We start from the raw sequence: 20,528 nt of genomic DNA, 5'->3' as shown, positions 1-20,528 counted from the left end.
TCCTTTGCTTTTGATGGAAATTGAGATGACCGACCAGACTACCCGCCTGCCGATTCGCCGCGCTTTGATCAGCGTTTCCGACAAGACCGGAATCCTCGAATTCGCCCGGGAGCTCGAAGCCCTGGGCGTCGAGATCCTCTCTACCGGCGGGACGTTCAAGTTGCTGCAGGACAACGGCGTAGCCGCTGTGGAAGTCGCGGACTACACCGGTTTTGCCGAGATGATGGACGGCCGGGTGAAAACCCTGCACCCGAAGATCCACGGCGGCATCCTGGGTCGTCGCGGCATCGACGACGCCATCATGACCGAGCACGGCATCAAGCCGATCGACCTGGTAGCGGTCAACCTCTACCCATTCGAAGCCACCATCAACAAGCCGGGCTGCGACCTGCCGACCGCCATCGAAAACATCGATATCGGCGGCCCGACCATGGTCCGCTCGGCGGCCAAGAACCACAAAGACGTGGCCATCGTGGTCAACGCCAGCGATTACGCCGACGTCCTGCAGGGTCTCAAGGCCGGTGGCCTGACCTACGCCCAGCGCTTTGACCTGATGCTCAAGGCGTTCGAACACACCGCCGCCTACGACGGCATGATCGCCAACTACATGGGCACCGTGAACCAGGCCGCTGAAACACTCAGCACCGAAGGTCGCAGCGAATTCCCGCGCACCTTCAACAGCCAGTTCATCAAGGCCCAGGAAATGCGCTACGGCGAGAACCCGCACCAGAGCGCGGCGTTCTACGTGGAGGCCAAGCCTGCCGAAGTGGGCATCGCCACCGCGACCCAACTGCAAGGCAAGGAGCTGTCGTTCAACAACGTTGCCGACACCGATGCCGCACTGGAATGCGTCAAGAGCTTCATCAAGCCCGCCTGCGTGATCGTCAAGCACGCCAACCCGTGCGGCGTAGCCGTGAGCCCGGACGCTGAAGGCGGTATCCGCCAGGCCTACGAACTGGCCTACGCCACCGACACCGAGTCGGCCTTCGGCGGCATCATCGCCTTCAACCGCGAACTGGACGCCGCCACCGCCAAGGCCATCGTCGAGCGTCAGTTCGTCGAAGTGATCATCGCCCCGAGCGTCAGCGAAGAAGCCCGCGCCATCGTTGCCGCCAAGGCCAACGTGCGCCTGCTGACCTGTGGCGAATGGTCGGCTGACCGTGCACCGGCCTGGGACTACAAGCGCGTCAACGGCGGCTTGCTGGTCCAGAGCCGCGACATCGGCATGATCGGCAGCGCCGACCTGAAAGTGGTGACCAAACGCGCCCCGACCGAGCACGAGATCAACGACCTGATCTTCGCCTGGAAAGTGGCCAAGTACGTCAAGTCCAACGCCATCGTCTATGCCAAGAACCGCCAGACCATCGGTGTCGGCGCTGGCCAGATGAGCCGCGTGAACTCGGCGCGTATCGCCGCGATCAAGGCCGAACATGCCGGCCTGCAAGTGCAGGGTTCGGTCATGGCCTCGGACGCCTTCTTCCCGTTCCGTGATGGCCTCGACAACGCTGCCAAGGCGGGGATCACCGCCGTGATCCAGCCGGGCGGCTCGATGCGTGACAACGAAGTGATTGCCGCGGCTGACGAAGCCGGGATCGCGATGGTGTTCACCGGCATGCGCCACTTCCGTCACTGATCCAAATGTGGGAGCGGGCTTGCTCGCGAATGCGGTGTGTCATTTGACACATTCCTCACAGGCCCACCGCTTTCGCGAGCAAGCCCGCTCCCACATTTAAAAGCGCTCCTGCAGCGCCTACAGAATTTGAGGTTTATGAAATGAATGTTTTGATCATTGGCAGCGGTGGCCGTGAACACGCCCTGGCCTGGAAAGTCGCCCAGGACCCTCGCGTCCAAAAAGTTTTCGTCGCCCCCGGCAACGCCGGCACCGCCATTGAAGCCAAGTGCGAGAACGTCGCCATCGACGTCCTGGCCCTGGAACAACTGGCGGACTTCGCCGAGAAGAACGTCACCCTGACCATCGTCGGCCCGGAAGTGCCGCTGGTCGCTGGCGTGGTCGATCTGTTCCGCAGCCGTGGCCTGGACTGCTTCGGCCCGACCGCGGGCGCAGCCCAACTGGAAGGCTCCAAGGCCTTCACCAAGGACTTCCTGGCCCGCCACAAGATCCCGACCGCCGACTACCAGAACTTCACCGAAATCGAGCCCGCCCTGGCTTACCTGCGTGAAAAAGGTGCGCCGATCGTGATCAAGGCCGATGGCCTGGCCGCCGGCAAAGGCGTGATCGTCGCCATGACCCTGGCTGAAGCCGAAGACGCCGTGCGCGACATGCTCGCCGGTAACGCCTTTGGTGAAGCGGGTTCGCGCGTGGTGATCGAAGAATTCCTGGACGGCGAAGAAGCCAGCTTCATCGTCATGGTCGATGGCAAGAACGTCCTGCCGATGGCCACCAGCCAGGACCACAAACGCGTCGGCGATGCCGACACCGGCCCGAACACCGGCGGCATGGGTGCCTACTCTCCGGCCCCGGTGGTCACCCGCGAGGTGCACCAACGCGTCATGGACCTGGTGATCTGGCCGACCGTGCGTGGCATGGCCGAGGAAGGCAACGTCTACACCGGCTTCCTGTACGCCGGCCTGATGATCGACAAGGCAGGCAACCCGAAAGTCATCGAGTTCAACTGCCGCTTCGGCGACCCCGAGACCCAACCGATCATGCTGCGCCTGCAGTCGAGCCTGGTATTGCTGGTGGAGGCGGCACTCGCCCAGGCACTGGACAAGGTCGAAGCGCAATGGGACCCGCGCCCAAGCGTCGGTATCGTCCTGGCCGCTGGCGGCTATCCCGGTGACTACGCCAAGGGCACCGTCATTGCAGGCCTGGACGCTGCCGCCCGCCTGGAAGGCAAAGTCTTCCACGCCGGCACCGCACTCAAGGATGGCCAGGTCGTGACCGCCGGCGGCCGGGTACTCTGTGCCACGGCCATGGGCGCCAGCGTCGATGCCGCCCAACAGCAAGCCTACAAGCTGGCTGCCGAGATCAACTGGGAAGGCTGCTTCTACCGCAAGGACATTGGCTACCGCGCCATTGCCCGCGAGCGCGGCGAAAACCAGCAATAAGCTAGCCGTTCGGCCAGGCAAGGGCCCCAGGCCCTTGCCGTACTATTGCGGTGCCGCGCATAGTTACCATCTGGCACCAACCTACGAAGGGATTTCGCCGTGCGCTGGCTCAGGATTGCCGTAAGCCTCACTGTCACTCTGCTGACCCTGCTCTGCATGCTCCCGGCCCAGGCCGTGCAAGGCAGCGCGTGGTCCGTATTGCTCGACGAAACAGGTACCCTTCAACTGAGCGACCTTCGCTCGGCCCGCTACAACAATCAATTCAGCCCGATCGAACCCGACCAGATCACCGCGGCCGACCCAGGCGGTGCGCTATGGCTGCGCTTTCGGCTCAACCCGGGCCAACACGAACAACTGCTGCGCATCTTCGCCCCCGACCTGCTGCAACTGAACCTCTATGTGCTGGACGGCGATACGCTGGTCGAGCAAACCAGCAGTGGCAACGGCCAATCGCGCGCCGAACGACCACTGCCCAGCAGCGACTACATGCTGGCGCTGCCCCAAATCGACAAACCGCTCGACGTCTATCTACGACTGGTTTCCGAACACCAACTGCGCCCCTACATCACCCTGCAATCAGCCGTCATGGCGGCGGCCAATCAAAACCAGACCCTGATCTACGGCCTGCTGTTCGGCTTTATCGTGGTGCTGATCCTGCACAACCTCACACGCTACGCCTACTACCGTTCGCGAAGCTGCCTCTGGCTGGCAGCCTGCGAAGGGTTGCTGCTACTGGGCATGGCCCTGCTGCTGAACCTGGCGAATGATTGGTTGCCGGGCTGGTACGCACTGCGAACGCCTGGCGCCTACCTGGCGCTGCTAATGACGGCACCGTGCGGCCTGATGTTCGCCTACCGGTTCTTCGATCCGCTGGGCCCGCACCCCCTGAATAAACTGTTGCTGGGCGAGATCCTGCTGATCATCCTGTGCAGCCTGTTGCTACTGTTCGTCGACACCCTGCCCCTGAACCTCATGACCTACGCCCTGGTGGCACTGGCTGGCCTGAGCATGCTGTTCGTCGGCACCTACCATTGGCAAAAGGGTTACCGCCCGGCGCGCCTGTTTGCGCTGGCAATGGTGGTGTTCAACCTTGGCACGCTCATCATCCTGCCCGCCCTGCTGGGCCTGACCCTGGTCGCGCCGCACGTGCTGATCATGACCTTGCTGGCGTTCATCTGCCTGTGCGGCCTGTTGATGGGCGTCGCCTTGAGCGAGCGCCAGCGCGCCCTCACCGAAGAGCGCTTCAGCATCAGCCGCGACCTCGCCACCAGCAATGCCGAAATCAATGCCAAGGCCGAGTTCCTGGCCAAGATCAGCCATGAAATCCGCACCCCAATGAATGGCGTGCTGGGTATGACCGAACTGCTGCTGGGCACCCCGCTATCGGTCAAGCAGCGCGACTACGTACAAACCATCCACAGCGCGGGTAACGAACTGCTCACGCTGATCAACGAAATCCTCGACATCTCCAAGCTCGAGTCCGGCCAGATCGAACTGGACGATGTGCAGTTCGACCTCAACGCACTGGTCGAGGACTGCCTGAGCATCTTCCGCGCCAAGGCCGAGCAACAGAATGTCGAACTCATCAGTTTCATCCAGCCCCAGGTGCCGCGCGTCATCAGCGGCGACCCCACGCGCCTGCGCCAGACCTTGCTGAGCCTGCTGGAAAACGCCATGAAGAAAACCATGGAAGGCGAGATCCTGATCGTCGCCGCCCTGGATGAGCGCAGCAGCAAGCCGCGCCTGCGCATTTCCGTTCAGGACAGTGGCCAACCGATGAACGCGCAAGAGCGCGAGGCCTTGATGCACGCCGAGTTGCACAGCAAGAACTTCTTGTCTGCCACCCGCCTGGGCGGCAACCTGGGGCTGGTGATTGCCCGTCAACTGGTGCTGTTGATGCACGGCGAGTTCGGCATCAAGCAAGGCACCCACCAGGGCAACACCTTGTGGCTGACGCTACCCCTCGATCCGGAGCGCCTGGAGCACCCGACCTCCGACCTCGAAAGCCCGCTGCAGGGTGCCCGGGTGTTGGTGGTGGACGATAACGACACCTGTCGCAAGGTGCTGGTGCAGCAATGCAGCGCCTGGGGCCTGAACGTCAGTGCCGTGCCGTCCGGCAAGGAGGCCCTGGCCCTGCTGCGCACCAAGGCCCACCTGCGCGATTACTTCGACGTGGTCTTGCTCGACCAGAACATGCCCGGCATGACCGGCATGCAACTGGCGGCGAAGATCAAGGAAGACCCAAGCCTGAACCATGACATCCTGCTGATCATGCTCACCGGGATCAGCAACGCACCGAGCAAGGTGATTGCCCGTAATGCCGGGATCAAGCGCATCCTCGCCAAGCCCGTGGCCGGCTACACCCTCAAGACCACCCTGGCGGATGAGTTGAACCAGCGCAACAAAGGCCAGGCCAACAGCCACTCGCCGCCCGCCAACGTGCCTCCCGCCGTCAAGGTGCCCAGTGATTTCCGTATCCTGGTGGCCGAGGACAACAGCATTTCGACCAAGGTAATCCGCGGCATGCTGGGCAAGCTCAACCTGCAGCCGGACACCGCCAGCAATGGCGAGGAAGCCCTGAAAGCGATGAAAGCCCAGCGCTACGACCTGGTGCTGATGGATTGCGAGATGCCGGTCCTCGATGGGTTCTCGGCCACACAACAATTGCGCGCCTGGGAAGTCGGCAACCAACGCACCCGCACCCCGATTGTCGCCCTGACCGCGCACATCCTCGCCGAACACAAGGACCGCGCGCGCCAGGCCGGCATGGACGGACACATGGCCAAGCCGGTCGAGCTGTCGCAACTGCGCGAGCTGGTCGAGCACTGGGTCGCGGAGCGAGATAAGCTCAACCGGACAACGCGCCAACCTTCCTGAGCTGACAAGGGCAACCCCTGATAGACTCCAGGTCGACTTCCATCGCCAGCGAGCCCGCGCCATGCTCCACGTGTTGTTCAGCGTTTACCTGAAGATGTTGGTGCTCTACAGCCCGTTCTTCGTCTTGTCCTGCTTCATCAGCCTGACCCGTGGCTATTCCAACAAGGAACGTCGGCGCCTGGCCTGGAACGTCGCCCTCGCGACGCTCATTTCCAGCGTCCTGCTGTACCTGTTTGGCCGGGTCATCTTCAGCGTGTTTGGCATCACCGTGGACGCCTTCCGCATTGGCGCCGGCAGCGTGCTGTTCATCTCCGCCCTGGGCATGGCCCAAGGCAAGTCGGCGGTGCAGAGCGACAACGTGCAACAGGACGTGACCATCGTCCCCCTGACGATCCCGCTGACCGTCGGCCCCGGCACCATCGGCGCCCTGCTGGTCATGGGTGTCAGCCAGCCACATTGGGACGATAAACTCACCGCCATCCTTGGGATTGCCCTGGCCAGTCTCACGGTCGGCGTGGTGCTGTACCTGTCCAACCGCATCGAACGGATTCTCGGCGAACAGGGCTTGCAGATCGTCAGCCGGCTGATGGGCTTGTTTGTGTGTGCGCTGGCAGCGCAAATCATCTTTACCGGGATCAAGGGGTACCTGGTGCCCTGAGCGATCCGTAGGGCGACGACCGCCATGGCCAGCATGAACGGATAAGCGTTGCTTCAGCCTGATCAGCCGCTGGCTTTCTGTCCCGCGCCGAGGTTGAAGCACTGATCACTCAGGAAGCCTGGCGATTTCTCCATCCCCCCGACCTTCAAGGATCCTGAGCACCGTTTCTCTTTTAAACTCGGCATAGTCCTCATCCAGCCGAGCAACAAAATATTGCGTGGAGACCCCACCCCTGATATTGCCCAGCGCGAATTCCTGATTGAAGAAGTTGGACTCAATCGCGTCGCAGGTTGCCAGGTTGATTGTCACCATCTTCAATGTTGCGGGTTCGCTGACAATGCCGATGTGGACCCTGATGCGATTAACCGGCATTTCTCCATCAAGGGTTGCCTGCGCCAACTCGACTGAATGGCGAGTCAGTATTTTCAAGGCCGGGCTCTCAGCGCCCAGCGCCGAGGCCTGGCGCAGTAAAGACTCCAACATTGCCATTTCCGCAGGCGACAACAACGATGACAACTTAGCGTTGGCGAGGCCGCCAATGCTTACATATTGACTCGAGGATGAAGACGATTCCTTATCGCCCAGCCTGATTGAAAAGTCATATAGACAGAAGCGCAATACTTGAGCGTAACGCTCGTTCCACTCACTGAAATCCTTGAGCGCCGAGTATTTCGTACTCGAGGACATCTGTGCGTAGACCACCGATGACAGGATGTCTTCGCGACTCAAGGTCGGTAAGGATGTCGCACACGCCAACACACTGCCTGCGTTCACATAGCCCAGATGGGTCATAACGTCACTCCTTCAGTGGGCCAGGTGCCCAGCACCTGGCCCACAGCAAAATCAGATACCGAACTCTAGTTCCCGAGCGGCCTCAACCGCCGCATAAAACTGATCAGCTTCGGATACCGAACTCTAGTTCCAGGGCGGCGTGCACCGTGGCATAAAACTCATCAGCCTTGGCTTCTTTCCTCGGGGTGAAATCTTCTTCGGCAAACATGGTAAACACCCCATGTCCTTTGACCATGCTGAAGGAAGAGGTGGTGTGTTCGAAGAATGCATAATGCGCATTGCCGGACGCCATCGTGTAATGAACCGCGCCCACTACCAGATAAACATCATCATCCTTGCTTTCCGCCGCACTCATGACGCCGAAGTTGGAGCCATCGGCTTTCTTGCCATTTTTCTCATACAGCTTCAGGGCTTCCTTATTCTCCTTCAAACCTTTGATCGCCGCATCCGCACCCAACTTCATCGCGGCCCCCACCGTACCGCCTACACCGCCAATGGCCGCCCCGATAATATCCAGAACGACATTGGACATGGTCACGCTCGTGCTACTCGACGCTTCACTAATTGTCGGCTTGCTTAAGTGAGCCCAGCCCATGGCGTTCAATCCCTTGAGCATATAATCCAGCCGAAGCGCCGCGTCTTTTGGATGCGGATACTTAATCTGGGCAGTCAAGTCGGCAAACAGGAAGGTACGCTTGATAATTCTCTTGTGACGACGCTTCATGCCTTCAGGAAACGCGACCATCGTCGAATTCAGAACGGCCGCATTCAGCGTGTCTGTATCGGGAATACCGGCCGAACTCGAGCTGCTATACGCCGAAATCGGTTGGCGCAATACGGCCATGCTTTCATCAAAGCGCTCATTAATGAAGGCCATGCTTTCACGTTCATTCATTCGCGTAACAAATTCATGAGTCATCGTTTAATTTCCTTATATTGATTCAAGAGCCAACTCCGGCTCAGTGACAAACTAGTCAACCCACCTACGCACTTCAACAACCAAACCAATACAAAACACAACCTCCACTACGGCCGACTCAACAACTCAAGGCGCAAGTCGATTTCATTCATATCATCATCGTCAAGAATGCCTTCTATTTTTTCCCTGGTTTTCGCATAGGCGTCTCGATCCAGATTAAAACTCAGGTAGTTGTGTCGAAGCACCGCGGACCCTGCGCGCCATTGAAAGAACAGGAAGTCATCGACGTCCTGCTGGGCCTCTAATCGCGCATGATTAAACACCAGGGTAATCCGACCTTGACTGTCGCGCCCCGCCGGTATGGTTTGAAACGCTTTACCCCACAGGCTCGCCTTGGCGTATTCGAGCAACCCGGAGCGGTTTTTTTTCAGCGCTGTAAATGCCGCCAGACTATTGTCCAGCATCGGTTCACCGCCCAGCACCGCGACAGTATCGAGCATCTTCTGAGAAATATTGCTGGAGAAGTCCGTATAGCGTTTCTCACCCGGCTGACGATCCGTATACCAACCCACATGATTCAACGCCTTGCAGTACAGGTCCACCCAACTCGCTAAATCGCGACGTTCATCCTTATAACTGTCGCTCATCAACTGAGCGATTCTGACACTGTTTTTTATTTCTTTCTTTTCAGCCCGCGTCAGCCCCTCCATGTAACTCAAGAGCGTCCCGCCGAGTAAAACCGCACCGGCTGCACGGTCATCCGTTAAAAACGCCTGAACGCTGGCAGCCCGCTCTACTGGCTGACTGTTCGCCCCCGTCGCGGGCAACTTAATCGCGTCTAAAAACTCAAGCCGTTCTTTAACAGAAGGGACTATCCGCATGTCATAGGTCATGTCCAATCCTTTTATAATCCATCAGAATTAAATGATCTTTCCGCCGCCCGCCTGAATAACTTCCAGGCCCTCACGCGCGCAGACAAACTTGACATTAACTAATGAGGAACATCGCACAAACACAAAGTGTGTGTTATTTAGTAAACAACTCTCACACCCTGCCATGACGGGTGCCGGGGCGTTTGATCTTCCCCATAAAAAACGGCCTCAATCGAGGCCGTTGTTTATTCACGTCGCGGGCTTGGTTCCATACCACCGCGGGGTATAGACCCAACTACGCCCATCGGCACGCGGGAACACACAGGTGGTTGAAGAACCAATCAACACCATGGTGCGCATGTCCACCTGCTCCGGGGTCAATTGCCCAAGCGTTGTCACGCGTAGGGTCTGGCCTGGACGTCCGACATCACGCCCGAGCACCACCGGTGTCTCCGGCATGCGGTGGCGACGGACAATCGCCAGCGCCTGGCCCAACTGCCACGGCCGCGAACGGGAGATCGGGTTGTAGAACGCCAAGGCCAGGTCCGCCTGAGACGCCAGGTCCAGGCGCTTCTCGATGATCGTCCAGGGTTTGAGGTTGTCCGACAGCGACAGCACACAAAAGTCATGCCCCAGTGGCGCACCGGCCTGGGCGGCGGTCGCCAGCGAGGCCGAGACCCCCGGCAGGATCTCCAGGTCGACGCTGTGCCACGCCGGGTCGCTGGACTCATGCAGTGCCTCAAGCACCGCCGCCGCCATCGCGAACACCCCCGGGTCCCCCGACGACACCACCACCACCGAGCGCCCCGTGGCCGCCAGCTCAAAGGCGTGACGCGCGCGCTGCATCTCTTCGCGGTTGTCGGTGTTGTGCAGCACCTGATCGGCGCGGAAGGGGCCGGCCATGCGCACGTAGGTTTCGTACCCCAGTACGTCGTTGGCCCGGACCAACTCGGCCTTGACCGCAGGCACCATCAACTCGGCGGCGCCAGGGCCCAGGCCGATGACGGCCAGGCGACCCCGTGGACGGCCGATCCGCTGTAGATCGACGGGCTGCTGGGCCTGCGCAATGGCGAGCCCGTTATCCACCTGGACGCTCACTGACGACCCCAGTGCAGCACGCGCCCACTCACCGACCTCACCGGCACCCGGCGCAAACCGCAACGGTACGCCCAAGGCGTGCGCGGCCTCGTGCAACGCGGGGCTGGCCATCTGCTGCGCGCTGGCCAACAGGCACGCCAGCGACTGCACGGCGATGTTCGCCCGCTGCAGGGCCTGGCCGATGGCCGTGGCCAGGTCCGCCACCTCGGCGCTCACCGCCACCACCACGTTCTTCGGATAGATCAACAGTTCATGGGCCGCCGGCTCACGCACGTCACTGCCGATATGGATCGCCAGGCGCGCGTGGCCATCCTGCGGCAACTGCGCCTGGGCCAGCCACGGCGCATCGCCTTCGATCCGCACGGGCTCGCCGGCCAACAGGTCCGAGACGAAGCGCTTGCCCAGTTCCAGATCCCCCAGGGCATAGCCGCTGGGTGGATTGAGCAGACAGGTGCCAAACCGCAACTCGCCGCTGGTGGTGATCGCGGCATGAATGCCCAGGGCCTCGGCAATCTCCCGGGCCAGCCCATTGACCCCGCCCAGCCCACCGAGCAACGGCACCACCGCACTGCCATCTTCGGCCACGGCCAGCACCGGCGGCTCGGCGCCCTTTTCCAGTAGCAACGGCGCCAGGGTGCGGATGATGATGCCCGCCGCGCACAGCGCGATGATCGGCGTGTCCTGCTGATAGAGCGTACGCAGCGTCGCACCGAACTCAGGGTAAGTACGGTCCGCGCCGTCCACCCGCCCTGCCAGGCCGTGAATCAGGGCACCGGGATAACGGCGCTGGATCTGTTGCGCAGTCGCAAGGCTGCCATTGCCAAGAATGACAATCGCCGGAACGGGACGAGTCATCAGCCTTGCCACCTTTCGCCCGGGACGATGATCAACGAGAAGTAGGGCGACGACATCGGCTCGACCTGATCCAGCGGCACAATCTTCTGATTGGCCATGGTCGCGCGCTCGACGTACAGCGCTCGCTCGGCCAGGCCAAGTTCTTCGAGCACCTGGCGTACCTTGGGAAAGTTGCGCCCCAGCTTCATGATCACCGCCGCGTCGGCATCGGCCAGGCGTCGCTTGAGTTCTTCGTGGGGCAGCACACCGGACAACACCGACAGACTCTGGTTGCGATACACCAACGGCGCACCCAGCACCGAAGCGCCGCCCAGCATCGAGCACACGCCCGGCACGACCTGGGCCTCATAACGCTCGGCAAGGCGATCATGCAGGTACATGTAGGAGCCGTAGAAGAACGGGTCGCCTTCGCAGATCACCGCCACGTCACGGCCCGCGTCCAGGTGTTCGGCCAACTGCTCGGCGGCCGTGTCGTAGAAGTCGCTGATCACTTGCTCATAAGACAACGGCGGCGCCAGGGCTTCGGTGGTCACCGGGTACACCAGCGGCAACAAGGTTTGCGCGGTTTGCAGATGCGCTTCGATGATGCCGAAGGCATTGCCCTTTTTACCCTTGGCCACGAAGTACGCGACCACCGGCGATTCGCGCAGCAGGCGCAGGGCCTTGACGGTAATCAGTTCCGGGTCACCGGGGCCCACGCCCAGGCCAATCAAGCGTCCAGGTTGCTGCATCATTCAATCTCCATAGCGAGGGCGTTGACGGCGGCGGCGGCCATGGCGCTACCGCCCAGCCGGCCTTGCATGATGACGAACGGCACGCCACGGCTGTTGGCCGCGAGCGCGGCCTTGGATTCGGCGGCGCCGACAAAGCCGACCGGGAAACCGAGGATCAGCGCCGGCTTCGGGGCCCCTGCATCAAGCATTTCCAACAGGTAGAACAAGGCCGTCGGGGCGTTGCCAATCACCACCACGCTGCCTTCCAGGTGCGGGCGCCACAGTTCCAGCGCGGCGGCGGAACGGGTGTTGCCCAACTCACGGGCCAACTGCGGCACGCTGTCATCACGCAGGGTGCAGATCACCTGGTTGTTGGCCGGCAGGCGCGCGCGGGTCACGCCTTCGCTGACCATGCGCGCATCGCACAGGATCGGCGCACCGCCCGCCAGCGCCTCGCGTCCGGCCTGGCCGGCACCGGCGGAAAACTGCAGGCCATCGATGGCCTCGACCATGCCGCAGGCGTGGATCACCCGCACCGCGAGTTTCTCCAGGTCAGCCGGGATCCGGGACAGGTTCGCCTCGGCGCGAATGATCGCGAAGGAGTTGCGATAGATCTCCTGACCGTCGCGGATGTAATCAAGCATCAAGGGGGCTCCGTGGGTGGGCGTCAAGCAGTGCGCCAACCGCATCAATAGTGAGATTGCGTGCTCGCAGGGCACCGAAACCGGCATGGCCTGCATCGCGAAAATAGACGTCGTAGTGACCTGGACTGACCGCCAGCAAGGTCACGGGTGCGGTGTGTGCCGCCGCACAGGAACGCAAGCAGCCGGACAAATGAACCTGGCATGGCCCGCCGTGCACTTGCAGCCACGCGGCCAGGCGTTGCCCATCACCCTTGGTGTCCGCCAACCCCTTGGCACACCCCGCGGACCCGGTGCACGCCACCACATGGGCCAGGGCTTGATCGGTGCTGAGGATAAAGCCCAGATCGTGCAGCCGTTGGCTGAGGGCCGGGGCCTCTGCTTGGGCGATGTTCGGCAACAGCAGGCTTTGCCACGGGGTCAGGCGCAGGCTGGCGTCGCCATAGTCCTCGCTCAGGCGCGCCGCGCCCAGGAGCATCGACGCCTTCAGACGCCCCAGCGGCGGAACCGCCCCCACATGGACCAGGCCGTCCTGGCGCTGTGGATAACAGCCGATGTGCAGCCCCGACGGTGCCGGGCTGCGCTGCCAATGCTCGACGCCGTGCAACGGCACCCGCTCGGCCAGGGCCGCCAGCAGCGAACTCAATGAGCGCTCGGCCAGCACGTGACGCATGCGCGTCTGCTCCGGCCGTGCCAGTTCCAGAAACAGCTCCAGCACCGCCACCACCAGGGCATGGCCGTGCTCCAGCGGCACGGCAGCAGCCGGATGATCGGTTGGACAACCCGCCAGGCCGAACGCCCACCGCCACTGACCGTCACACTCAAACGCGCTCAACCACAGGTCATGGGGATGCTCAAGCATCGCCAGCGCCTCGCCGCCATCCAGTTGCACGGCGAACTTGGCCGACAGGTCATGCAAGCGCGCCTCCCCTTCAAGGGTGGCGAGCAAGCGTGCCGCGAGCGGACGGGTGTCCACGCGCATTTGCCGGTCGACCCCGGCCGCCGGGCTGAGCATCAGGTTGCGCACATCGTCGCCGGCCGCCGAACGCGGGCCCAATCCCGCCGCCAGCAGGCTTTCGATCAACGGGCGATGCTCACCGCGGATACCACGAATTTGCAGGTTGGCGCGGTTGGTCGCCTCGATCACGCCACCGGCAAACCGTTGAGCCGCGTCCGCAACCGCCACCGCCTGCGCCGCGCTGATCGAGCCACCGTTCAATTTGATCCGGCAGATGCCACCGTCGGCCGCCTGGACAATACGCAGCAACCCCGGGCAAGCCGAGGGGCGTAAGGCAGGGGATGGCAAGGGTGGGTTCACAGGCGCGACCGATGGCTGGGCGAAAGGCCGGTATTATGCCTGCTTTGCCGCAGCGCATGAAAAGCCTGCGTTGCCAGGCGAATCAATCCGACAGGCGTGCTACTCAATTCCCACGGCACGCTATCATGCGCGCCTTGGCCGACAGCGGCCCGCGAGAGAACTGGGATGGCAATCGAACAGAGAGGCAGCATGGAATCCTGGCTAACGGTCGTCGGCCTCGGCGAAGACGGCTTCAAGGGCCTGGGCAAACAGGCTCGACGTGCATTGCTGGGCGCCACCCGGATTGTCGGTGGCCAACGGCAACTGGACTTGCTGCCCGCCTGCATCCGTGGCGAGCGCCAGCGCTGGCCCAGCCCGTTTTCCCTGGAACCCGTGCTGGCGCACCGCGGCACGCCGGTGTGCGTCCTGGCCAGCGGCGATCCGATGCTGTTCGGCGTCGGCGCCAGCCTGGCACGCCAGGTGCCGAGTGCAGAAATGTCGATCATTCCCGCGCCCTCCTCCTGCTCCCTGGCCGCCGCTCGCATGGGCTGGCCGCTGCAGGACGTGGTCACGCTGTCCGTGGTGGCGCGCCCAGTCGCCGCCCTCAACGCCCAGCTGTTCAGCGGCGTGCGCCTGCTGGTGCTGAGCAACGACCGTCATAGCCCGGCCATGATCGCCGCCTTGCTGCGCGAACGGGGTTTCGGGCCAAGCCGCATCAGCGTGCTGGAACACCTGGGCGGCGACGCCGAGCGCCGGGTCGACGGGCATGCCGGCGACTGGTGTGATCCTCCGGTGGCGGACTTGAACCTGATCGCCATCGAGTGCCTCGCCGAACCCAACGCGCCGCGCCTGTCACGCCTGGCCGGCTTGCCCGACTCGGCGTTCCAGCACGACGGCCAATTGACCAAGCGCGACGTGCGCGCCATCACCCTCGCCCGCCTGGCCCCGGTGCCCGGCGAACTGCTGTGGGACGTCGGTGCCGGCTCCGGCTCGATTGGCATCGAGTGGATGCGCGCCCACCCCAGTTGCCGCACGCTGGCCATCGAGGCCGATGACGGGCGCCAACGATTGATCGAACACAACCGCGATACCCTCGGCGTCCCCGGCCTGCAATTGATCCGCGGCAGCGCGCCCCTGGCCTTGGCCGGGCTGGAACGACCCGATGCCATCTTCATCGGCGGCGGCGTCACCCGCGAGGGCGTGCTGGACGCCTGCTGGACCGCGCTCAAGCCGGGCGGCCGGCTGGTGGCCAACGCCGTCACCCTGCAAAGCGAAACGACCCTGATGGCCTGGCGCGAAACACACGGCGGCGAGCTGACGCGGATTCACATTGCCCAGGCGCAGCCGTTGGGCGACTTCGACACCTGGCGCCAGGCGCTGCCGATCACCTTACTGGACGTGGTCAAGCCACTGGACGCCGCACCATGAAACGCCTGCTGCTACTGGGCGGCGTCACCGAAGCCCTGGCGATCGCCCGCACCCTGGGCCCGCAGCACATCTACAGCCTGGCGGGCGTGGGCCGGGTGCCCAGCGACTTGAGCTGCCAAGTGCGCGTCGGCGGCTATGGCGGCGCCGAGGGCCTGGCCCAGTTCATCCAGGAACAAGGCATCGACCTGCTGCTCGACGCCACTCACCCCTACGCTGCGCAAATCAGCCACAACGCCGTCATCGCCGCCGACCGCTGCGCCATTCCGTGCTGGGCACTGCGCCGCCCGGCCTGGCAGCCCCAAGCCGGGGATGACTGGCGCGAAGTCAGCGACTGGGCTGAATTGATCCAGGCCTTGCGCGCGTTCCAGCGCCCGCTGTTCACCCTGGGCCGCGAACCACTGCAACACCTGGACGAAATTCCCCCCGAACAGTTCTGGACCCTGCGCGCCCTGGACGTTTACCCCGGCAACGCGCGCTGCGAAGTGATCGGCGCCCGCGGACCGTTCCACCTCGACGCCGAACGCGCCCTGTTCGAACGGCGCCGGATCGACGTCCTGATCAGCAAGAACAGCGGCAGCAGCGCGACCGAACCCAAGCTTGAAGTGGCCCGTGAACGCGGGCTGCCGGTGTTGATTCTCAAGCGGCCGGTGTTGCCGGGGGTTGGACGGGCGTTACAGACGCTCAACGAAACACTTGAAGCATTGGCAACCTTCCTTTCTTGAGGCAGGATCACTGGCTTGCATGATAAGTAACCTATTTGTTACCTTCAGGGCCGTCCGTGATCTCACTCGAAGAATACCTTCAGGACAACGACACACGTCCATTCGCACGCTGGTTCAACACCCTGGACACACAGGCGGCCGTGAAGGTGTCCAGCGCACTGATGCGGCTGGAGATGGGAAACACATCCAACATCAAATGGTTTGACGGCCTTGGTGAGTACCGCATCAACTGGGGACCGGGCTACAGAATCTACCTGGTGCAGGAAGGTAAGCGCCTGATCATTCTGTTTGGGGGCGGCAACAAGTCCACTCAGAAGAGGGACATCAAACAGGCAAAAATACTCTTGGCCGAATTTCGCGCCAGGAAAAGGCTGAAAGGAATATAAGGTAAGGCAATGGCTCTCACTCGAAGCTACAAGCATACGATTGCCGAGCGCGCTCAGCGCGACCCTGAGTTTGCCCAAGGTTTGTTGGATGAAGCTGCTACGCTGTTCCTCAATGGAGAACCGGAGATGGCTCGCATCATTCTTCGCGACTTGATCAACGCCACCGTCGGCTTCGAGGAGCTGGCCAAGGAAACATCAAAACCCAGCAAGAGCCTGCATCGAATGCTGTCCGCCAAGGGCAACCCGAGCATGGATAACCTGGCGGCTATATTTGCAGTGATACGAACCACGCTCGGTGTGGATATACAGGTGCATGCCGTACCTGCGCACTGACAACAGAACGGTTTGGGCTGCGTGCGACACCACACCGCACGCCGTCTTTTTACTTCTCCCACCCGATCAGGCTAAATACCCCACCTGATCATCCACCCCACCGGATATGTCCCATGTCCCGACAACGGCTCGCATTGGCCTGGATCGCCTGCTTCGCAGTGCTGTTCAATATGCTCGCCATGCCGTTGTCCGGTGCGATGGCCCAGGCGGCCAGTTCGGCGTCGGGCGAGCAGGTGTTGTGGGGCAGTTTCTGTACGTCCAGTGGCACCAAGATGGTGGCGATTTCCCTGGGTAAGCTTGAGCAGAACGCCCCCTCGAACGATGATCATTCCACCATGCAGCATTGCTGGTGCTGCTCGGGCTCCGCGCCCTTGGTGGCCTTGCCCGCGCATGTGCCGCAGTTGTACGTGGCCCACCTCCAACGCCAGCAAAGCCTGCTGCCCCCCAGCCTCGCCAGCCCCACGCCGCGCCAGCTATGGCCCAGCCTCAATCCTCGCGCTTCTCCCCTGGCCTGATTCGATTCGCACCTGAACTGCGCTTTCAATCACTCCGGAGAATTGCCATGTTGAAGCACCTCATCGTCCTGGCCGCGCTGCTGTTGCCTGCCTGCTTTGCCACTGCCCACGAATACAGCGTCGGCGAGCTGCAAATCGCCCATCCGTGGTCCCAGGAACTGCCTCCCAATGCCCCCACCGTGGCCGCGTACTTCGTGATCCACAACGCCGGCCAGGCCGACGACCGCCTGCTCAGCGTGACATCCCCCATCGCTGGCATTGCCCAACTGCACGAACACGTGATGCAAGGCGACCTGATGAAGATGCAACAGGTCGCCAGCGTCGAGGTCCCCGCCGGCGGCGAGCTCACCTTCGCACCGATGGCCTATCACGTGATGCTGCTGGAGCTCAAAGACCGCAGCCTGCTACGCGACGGCCAGCGGTTCCCGCTGACCCTGCACTTCGAGAAAGCCGGCAATGTGACCGTTGAGGTGGCCGTGCAAAAGCAAGCCCCCAGCGCCAGCGAAGCGCCCCAGCACGCTCACTAAGCCGGCCCTGAAACACCCGTGAACGCCCCGCGCTCACCCGGCGTCAAGCGCCCAGTTGCGCGCAGGACCTCATTGACGGTCGCCCGCGGCAGTTGGGTCAGCCTGTTCGCCATGCTGATGATCTTTATCGGTCCACTGATCTCTCAGTCGATGCCGATGGGTCAGCGCGCGCCCCTGTCCGCGACCCTGTCGATGAGCCTGGACATGGGCATGCCGGCCAGCGCCCATGCCGGACATGACGCGCCGGCCGCCGAACACTGCCCACCCCAGACCGATCACCATGCCCTCTGGGAAAAGTGCGGCTACTGCAGCCTGCTCTTCAGTTGCCCGGCACTGCCCGGCGGCCTGTCCCTGGCGACCTTCGCCACACCGCCCGGGCAGCCTTTCATCGGCGCCTCCCCCCACCTGGGCCACGCCCGGCAAACCGTCTTCCCCGGCGCCCGCTCCCGCGCCCCACCCATCGTCGCGTAAACACCCCCTCCACCCCACTGACACGGCCGACTGTTGAGAACGACAGCCACAGGCTGCTGGCCGTGTGTTGACGACTGACTGATGGAACCTTTATGTCCAGGTTTTCTGCTGACACTCGCCTGAGCGCTGCTCAGGCATCCTTTGCCCCGAGCGCACTGCGCGTTCGCCTCAAGCACGCCAGCGCCGTACTGTGCGGCGCCCTGCTTGCACCGCTGGCCTATGGGGACGATTCCTCGGCCGACCCTGGCCAGCACACCCAGGAACTGAGCCCGACGGTGATCACCGCCATCGCCCCGAGTTCGCCGCTGACCATCGTCACCAACCCCAAGGACCCGCGCCAACCGGTGCCGGCCAGCGACGGGGGCGACTACTTGAAGACCATTCCCGGCTTTGCCCTGGTGCGCAACGGCGGCACCAACGGTGACCCGGTGCTGCGCGGCATGTTCGGTTCGCGGCTGAACATCCTCACCAATGGCAGCATGCTGCTCGGCGCCTGCCCCGGTCGGATGGACGCGCCAACCTCCTACATCTCGCCCGAGACCTACGACACGCTGACCGTGATCAAGGGCCCGCAAACCGTGCTCTGGGGCCCCGGCGCCTCGGCCGGCACGGTGTTGTTCGATCGCGAGCCCGAGCACTTCGGTGAACTTGGCGCCCGGGTGAACGCCAGCGTCCTGGGGGGCTCCAACGGTCGTTTCGACAAGGTCGTGGACGCCGCAGCCGGTGGCCCCCGAGGCTACGTGCGGGTGATTGGCAACACCGCCCACGCCGATGACTACCGCGACGGCAACTACGACACCGTGCCGTCGCGCTATGACAAATGGAACGGCGATGTCGCCCTCGGCTGGACCCCCACCCCCGACACCCTGCTCGAACTGACGGCGGGCAAAGGCGATGGGCAAGCCCGCTACGCCGGACGCGGCATGGACGGTTCGCAGTTCCTGCGTGAAAGCCTGGGCCTGCGTTTCGAGCAGTCGAACCTCAGCGACGTGCTGGAGAAACTCGAAGCCCAGGTCTACTACAACTACGCCGATCATGTGATGGACAACTACACCCTGCGCACGCCGTCGGGCACCGGGATGATGGCCGGTCCCATGGCCTCCAACGTCGACCGTCGCACCCTCGGCGCCCGGGTCAAGGCCACCTGGCGCTGGGTCGACCTGCAACTGATCAGCGGCCTCGACGCGCAGACCAACGAACATCGCCAGCGCAGCGCCATGGGCGTGGACACCTACAAGGATGTACCGCGCACCCAGGACGCCGACTTCCACAACTACGGCGTGTTCGGCGAACTGACCTGGTACGCCGCCGACCGGGATCGCCTGATCAGCGGGGCCCGCCTGGACCGCGCCGCGGCCAAGGATTATCGGCAGACCCTCGGCAACGGGATGATGAGCAGACCCAATCCGACTGCCGACGACACCCGCGTCGACACCCTGCCCAGCGGCTTCCTGCGCTACGAGCACGACCTGGCCGACAGCCCGGCCACCCTGTACGCGGGCCTGGGCCATGCCGAACGCTTCCCCGATTACTGGGAGCTGTTCTCGCCCAAGTCCGGCCCGGCCGGTTCGCTCAACACCTTCGACGCGATCAAGCCGGAGAAAACCACCCAGCTCGACGTCGGCCTGCAATACAAGACCCGCGACCTCGAAGCCTGGGTTTCGGCCTACGTCGGTGAAATCCACGACTACATCCTCTTCGACTACACCCCGACGAGGATGGGCATGAGCACCTCGCGCGCGGAAAACATCAACGCGCGGATCATGGGCGGCGAACTGGGGGCGGCCTACAACCTGAGCGCCCAGTGGAAGGCCGACGCGACACTGGCCTATGCCTGGGGCAAGGACACCACCCACGACAGCGCGCTGCCGCAAATGCCGCCGCTGGATGCGCGCCTGGGCTTGACCTACAGCCAGGACAACTGGAGCACCGGCGCCTTGTGGCGAGTGGTCGCGGCGCAAAACCGCATCGACCCGAACAAGGGCAACGTGGTCGGCAAGGACTACGACAAGAGCCCGGGCTTCGGCGTGTTCTCCCTCAATGGCGCGTATCGCATCGACAAGCATTGGAAGGTCAGCAGCGGCGTCGACAACCTGTTCGCCAAGGCCTACGCCGAGCACCTGAACCTGGCCGGCAACGCTGGGTTCGGCTACCCGGCCAATGACCCGCAAGCGATCAACGAGCCGGGGCGTACGTTCTGGACCAAGGTCGACATGAGCTTCTAACGAGCACCGTCCTGTGGGAGCGAGCCTGCTCGCGAAGCGGTCATCACATTCAACATCCCTGTTGATGGATACAGCGCTTTCGCGAGCAGGCTCGCTCCCACAAGGGCTTCCACAACACCGATCCATGCCC

At 62.9% G+C, this 20,528-nt stretch carries 19 protein-coding genes; 12 read left to right on the top strand and 7 right to left on the bottom strand.

The features are described 5' to 3' along the window. Positions 1–25: 25 nt before the first annotated feature. The 4 genes from purH (at position 26) to BMW74_RS11750 (ending at position 6,604) form a co-directional block, all read left to right on the top strand. The gene (purH, locus tag BMW74_RS11765) at positions 26–1,633 is read left to right on the top strand and encodes a bifunctional phosphoribosylaminoimidazolecarboxamide formyltransferase/IMP cyclohydrolase (protein ID WP_093419249.1); all 1,608 of its coding nucleotides are present in this window, start codon (positions 26–28) and stop codon (positions 1,631–1,633) included. A gap of 140 nt (positions 1,634–1,773) precedes the next feature. Further along, the gene (purD, locus tag BMW74_RS11760; RefSeq protein WP_093419247.1) at positions 1,774–3,069 is read left to right on the top strand and encodes a phosphoribosylamine--glycine ligase; all 1,296 of its coding nucleotides are present in this window, start codon (positions 1,774–1,776) and stop codon (positions 3,067–3,069) included. Positions 3,070–3,168: 99 nt separating this feature from the next. Continuing rightward, the gene (locus tag BMW74_RS11755; RefSeq protein WP_093419239.1) at positions 3,169–5,946 is read left to right on the top strand and encodes a hybrid sensor histidine kinase/response regulator; all 2,778 of its coding nucleotides are present in this window, start codon (positions 3,169–3,171) and stop codon (positions 5,944–5,946) included. A 61-nt stretch (positions 5,947–6,007) separates the two neighbouring features. Then, positions 6,008–6,604 (top strand): MarC family protein, encoded by a 597-nt coding sequence (locus BMW74_RS11750; protein ID WP_093419236.1) that lies wholly within the window; start codon positions 6,008–6,010, stop codon positions 6,602–6,604. 105 nt (positions 6,605–6,709) lie between these two features. Here the strand turns inward: BMW74_RS11750 and BMW74_RS11745 are convergent, their stop codons facing one another. From BMW74_RS11745 to cobG, 7 genes are all read right to left on the bottom strand, one after another. Next, the gene (locus BMW74_RS11745; RefSeq protein ID WP_093419232.1) at positions 6,710–7,396 is read right to left on the bottom strand and encodes a hypothetical protein; all 687 of its coding nucleotides are present in this window, start codon (positions 7,394–7,396) and stop codon (positions 6,710–6,712) included. 103 nt (positions 7,397–7,499) lie between these two features. Beyond that, entirely contained in the window at positions 7,500–8,315 is an 816-nt protein-coding gene (locus BMW74_RS11740; RefSeq protein ID WP_093419231.1) for a hypothetical protein, read from the bottom strand. A gap of 107 nt (positions 8,316–8,422) precedes the next feature. Continuing rightward, positions 8,423–9,208 carry a hypothetical protein gene (locus BMW74_RS11735; protein WP_093419230.1) on the bottom strand — a complete coding sequence of 262 codons (786 nt, stop codon included), beginning with the start codon at positions 9,206–9,208 and terminating at the stop codon, positions 8,423–8,425. Between the two features lie 228 nt (positions 9,209–9,436). Further along, positions 9,437–11,140 (bottom strand): precorrin-3B C(17)-methyltransferase, encoded by a 1,704-nt coding sequence (gene cobJ / locus BMW74_RS11730; RefSeq protein WP_093419229.1) that lies wholly within the window; start codon positions 11,138–11,140, stop codon positions 9,437–9,439. Beyond that, positions 11,140–11,871 carry a precorrin-2 C(20)-methyltransferase gene (locus BMW74_RS11725; protein WP_093419226.1) on the bottom strand — a complete coding sequence of 244 codons (732 nt, stop codon included), beginning with the start codon at positions 11,869–11,871 and terminating at the stop codon, positions 11,140–11,142. Before BMW74_RS11725 ends, cobJ begins: the two co-directional genes overlap by 1 nt. Then, positions 11,871–12,497, bottom strand: a complete 627-nt coding sequence (locus BMW74_RS11720; protein ID WP_093419220.1) for a precorrin-8X methylmutase — start codon at positions 12,495–12,497, stop codon at positions 11,871–11,873. Before BMW74_RS11720 ends, BMW74_RS11725 begins: the two co-directional genes overlap by 1 nt. Continuing rightward, on the bottom strand, positions 12,490–13,812 hold the full coding sequence (gene cobG / locus BMW74_RS11715) for a precorrin-3B synthase (RefSeq protein WP_371911749.1): 1,323 nt from the start codon (positions 13,810–13,812) through the stop codon (positions 12,490–12,492). The genes BMW74_RS11720 and cobG overlap by 8 nt, the downstream gene beginning before the upstream one ends. Positions 13,813–14,001: 189 nt before the next feature. Between cobG and cbiE the strand changes: the two genes are divergently transcribed. The 8 genes from cbiE to BMW74_RS11675 all read left to right on the top strand — a co-directional run bounded on the left by cbiE (position 14,002) and on the right by BMW74_RS11675 (position 20,398). Then, positions 14,002–15,219 carry a precorrin-6y C5,15-methyltransferase (decarboxylating) subunit CbiE gene (cbiE, locus tag BMW74_RS11710; protein ID WP_093419212.1) on the top strand — a complete coding sequence of 406 codons (1,218 nt, stop codon included), beginning with the start codon at positions 14,002–14,004 and terminating at the stop codon, positions 15,217–15,219. Next, positions 15,216–15,941 (top strand): cobalt-precorrin-6A reductase, encoded by a 726-nt coding sequence (locus BMW74_RS11705; protein ID WP_093419209.1) that lies wholly within the window; start codon positions 15,216–15,218, stop codon positions 15,939–15,941. Before cbiE ends, BMW74_RS11705 begins: the two co-directional genes overlap by 4 nt. A 56-nt stretch (positions 15,942–15,997) precedes the next feature. After that, positions 15,998–16,327 carry a type II toxin-antitoxin system RelE/ParE family toxin gene (locus BMW74_RS11700; RefSeq protein ID WP_093419206.1) on the top strand — a complete coding sequence of 110 codons (330 nt, stop codon included), beginning with the start codon at positions 15,998–16,000 and terminating at the stop codon, positions 16,325–16,327. A 9-nt stretch (positions 16,328–16,336) separates the two neighbouring features. Further along, on the top strand, positions 16,337–16,660 hold the full coding sequence (locus BMW74_RS11695; RefSeq protein WP_093419204.1) for a helix-turn-helix domain-containing transcriptional regulator: 324 nt from the start codon (positions 16,337–16,339) through the stop codon (positions 16,658–16,660). Between the two features lie 113 nt (positions 16,661–16,773). After that, positions 16,774–17,175, top strand: coding sequence for a DUF2946 domain-containing protein (locus BMW74_RS11690; RefSeq protein WP_093419202.1), 402 nt, complete (start codon positions 16,774–16,776; stop codon positions 17,173–17,175). Between the two features lie 47 nt (positions 17,176–17,222). After that, positions 17,223–17,702: a copper chaperone PCu(A)C gene (locus tag BMW74_RS11685; protein WP_093419195.1), complete on the top strand. Its 480-nt coding sequence runs from the start codon at positions 17,223–17,225 to the stop codon at positions 17,700–17,702. A 72-nt stretch (positions 17,703–17,774) separates the two neighbouring features. Beyond that, complete coding sequence (locus tag BMW74_RS11680; RefSeq protein ID WP_256562559.1) at positions 17,775–18,173, top strand: DUF2946 domain-containing protein; 399 nt, start codon at positions 17,775–17,777, stop codon at positions 18,171–18,173. 92 nt (positions 18,174–18,265) lie between these two features. Next, the gene (locus BMW74_RS11675; RefSeq protein ID WP_093419192.1) at positions 18,266–20,398 is read left to right on the top strand and encodes a TonB-dependent copper receptor; all 2,133 of its coding nucleotides are present in this window, start codon (positions 18,266–18,268) and stop codon (positions 20,396–20,398) included. The last annotated feature ends 130 nt before the right edge of the window (positions 20,399–20,528 follow it).

Origin of the sequence: Pseudomonas sp. ok272, assembly GCF_900109995.1 — a bacterium.
Classification (GTDB): domain Bacteria; phylum Pseudomonadota; class Gammaproteobacteria; order Pseudomonadales; family Pseudomonadaceae; genus Aquipseudomonas.
This window is presented reverse-complemented; position numbering and strand designations above follow the sequence as displayed.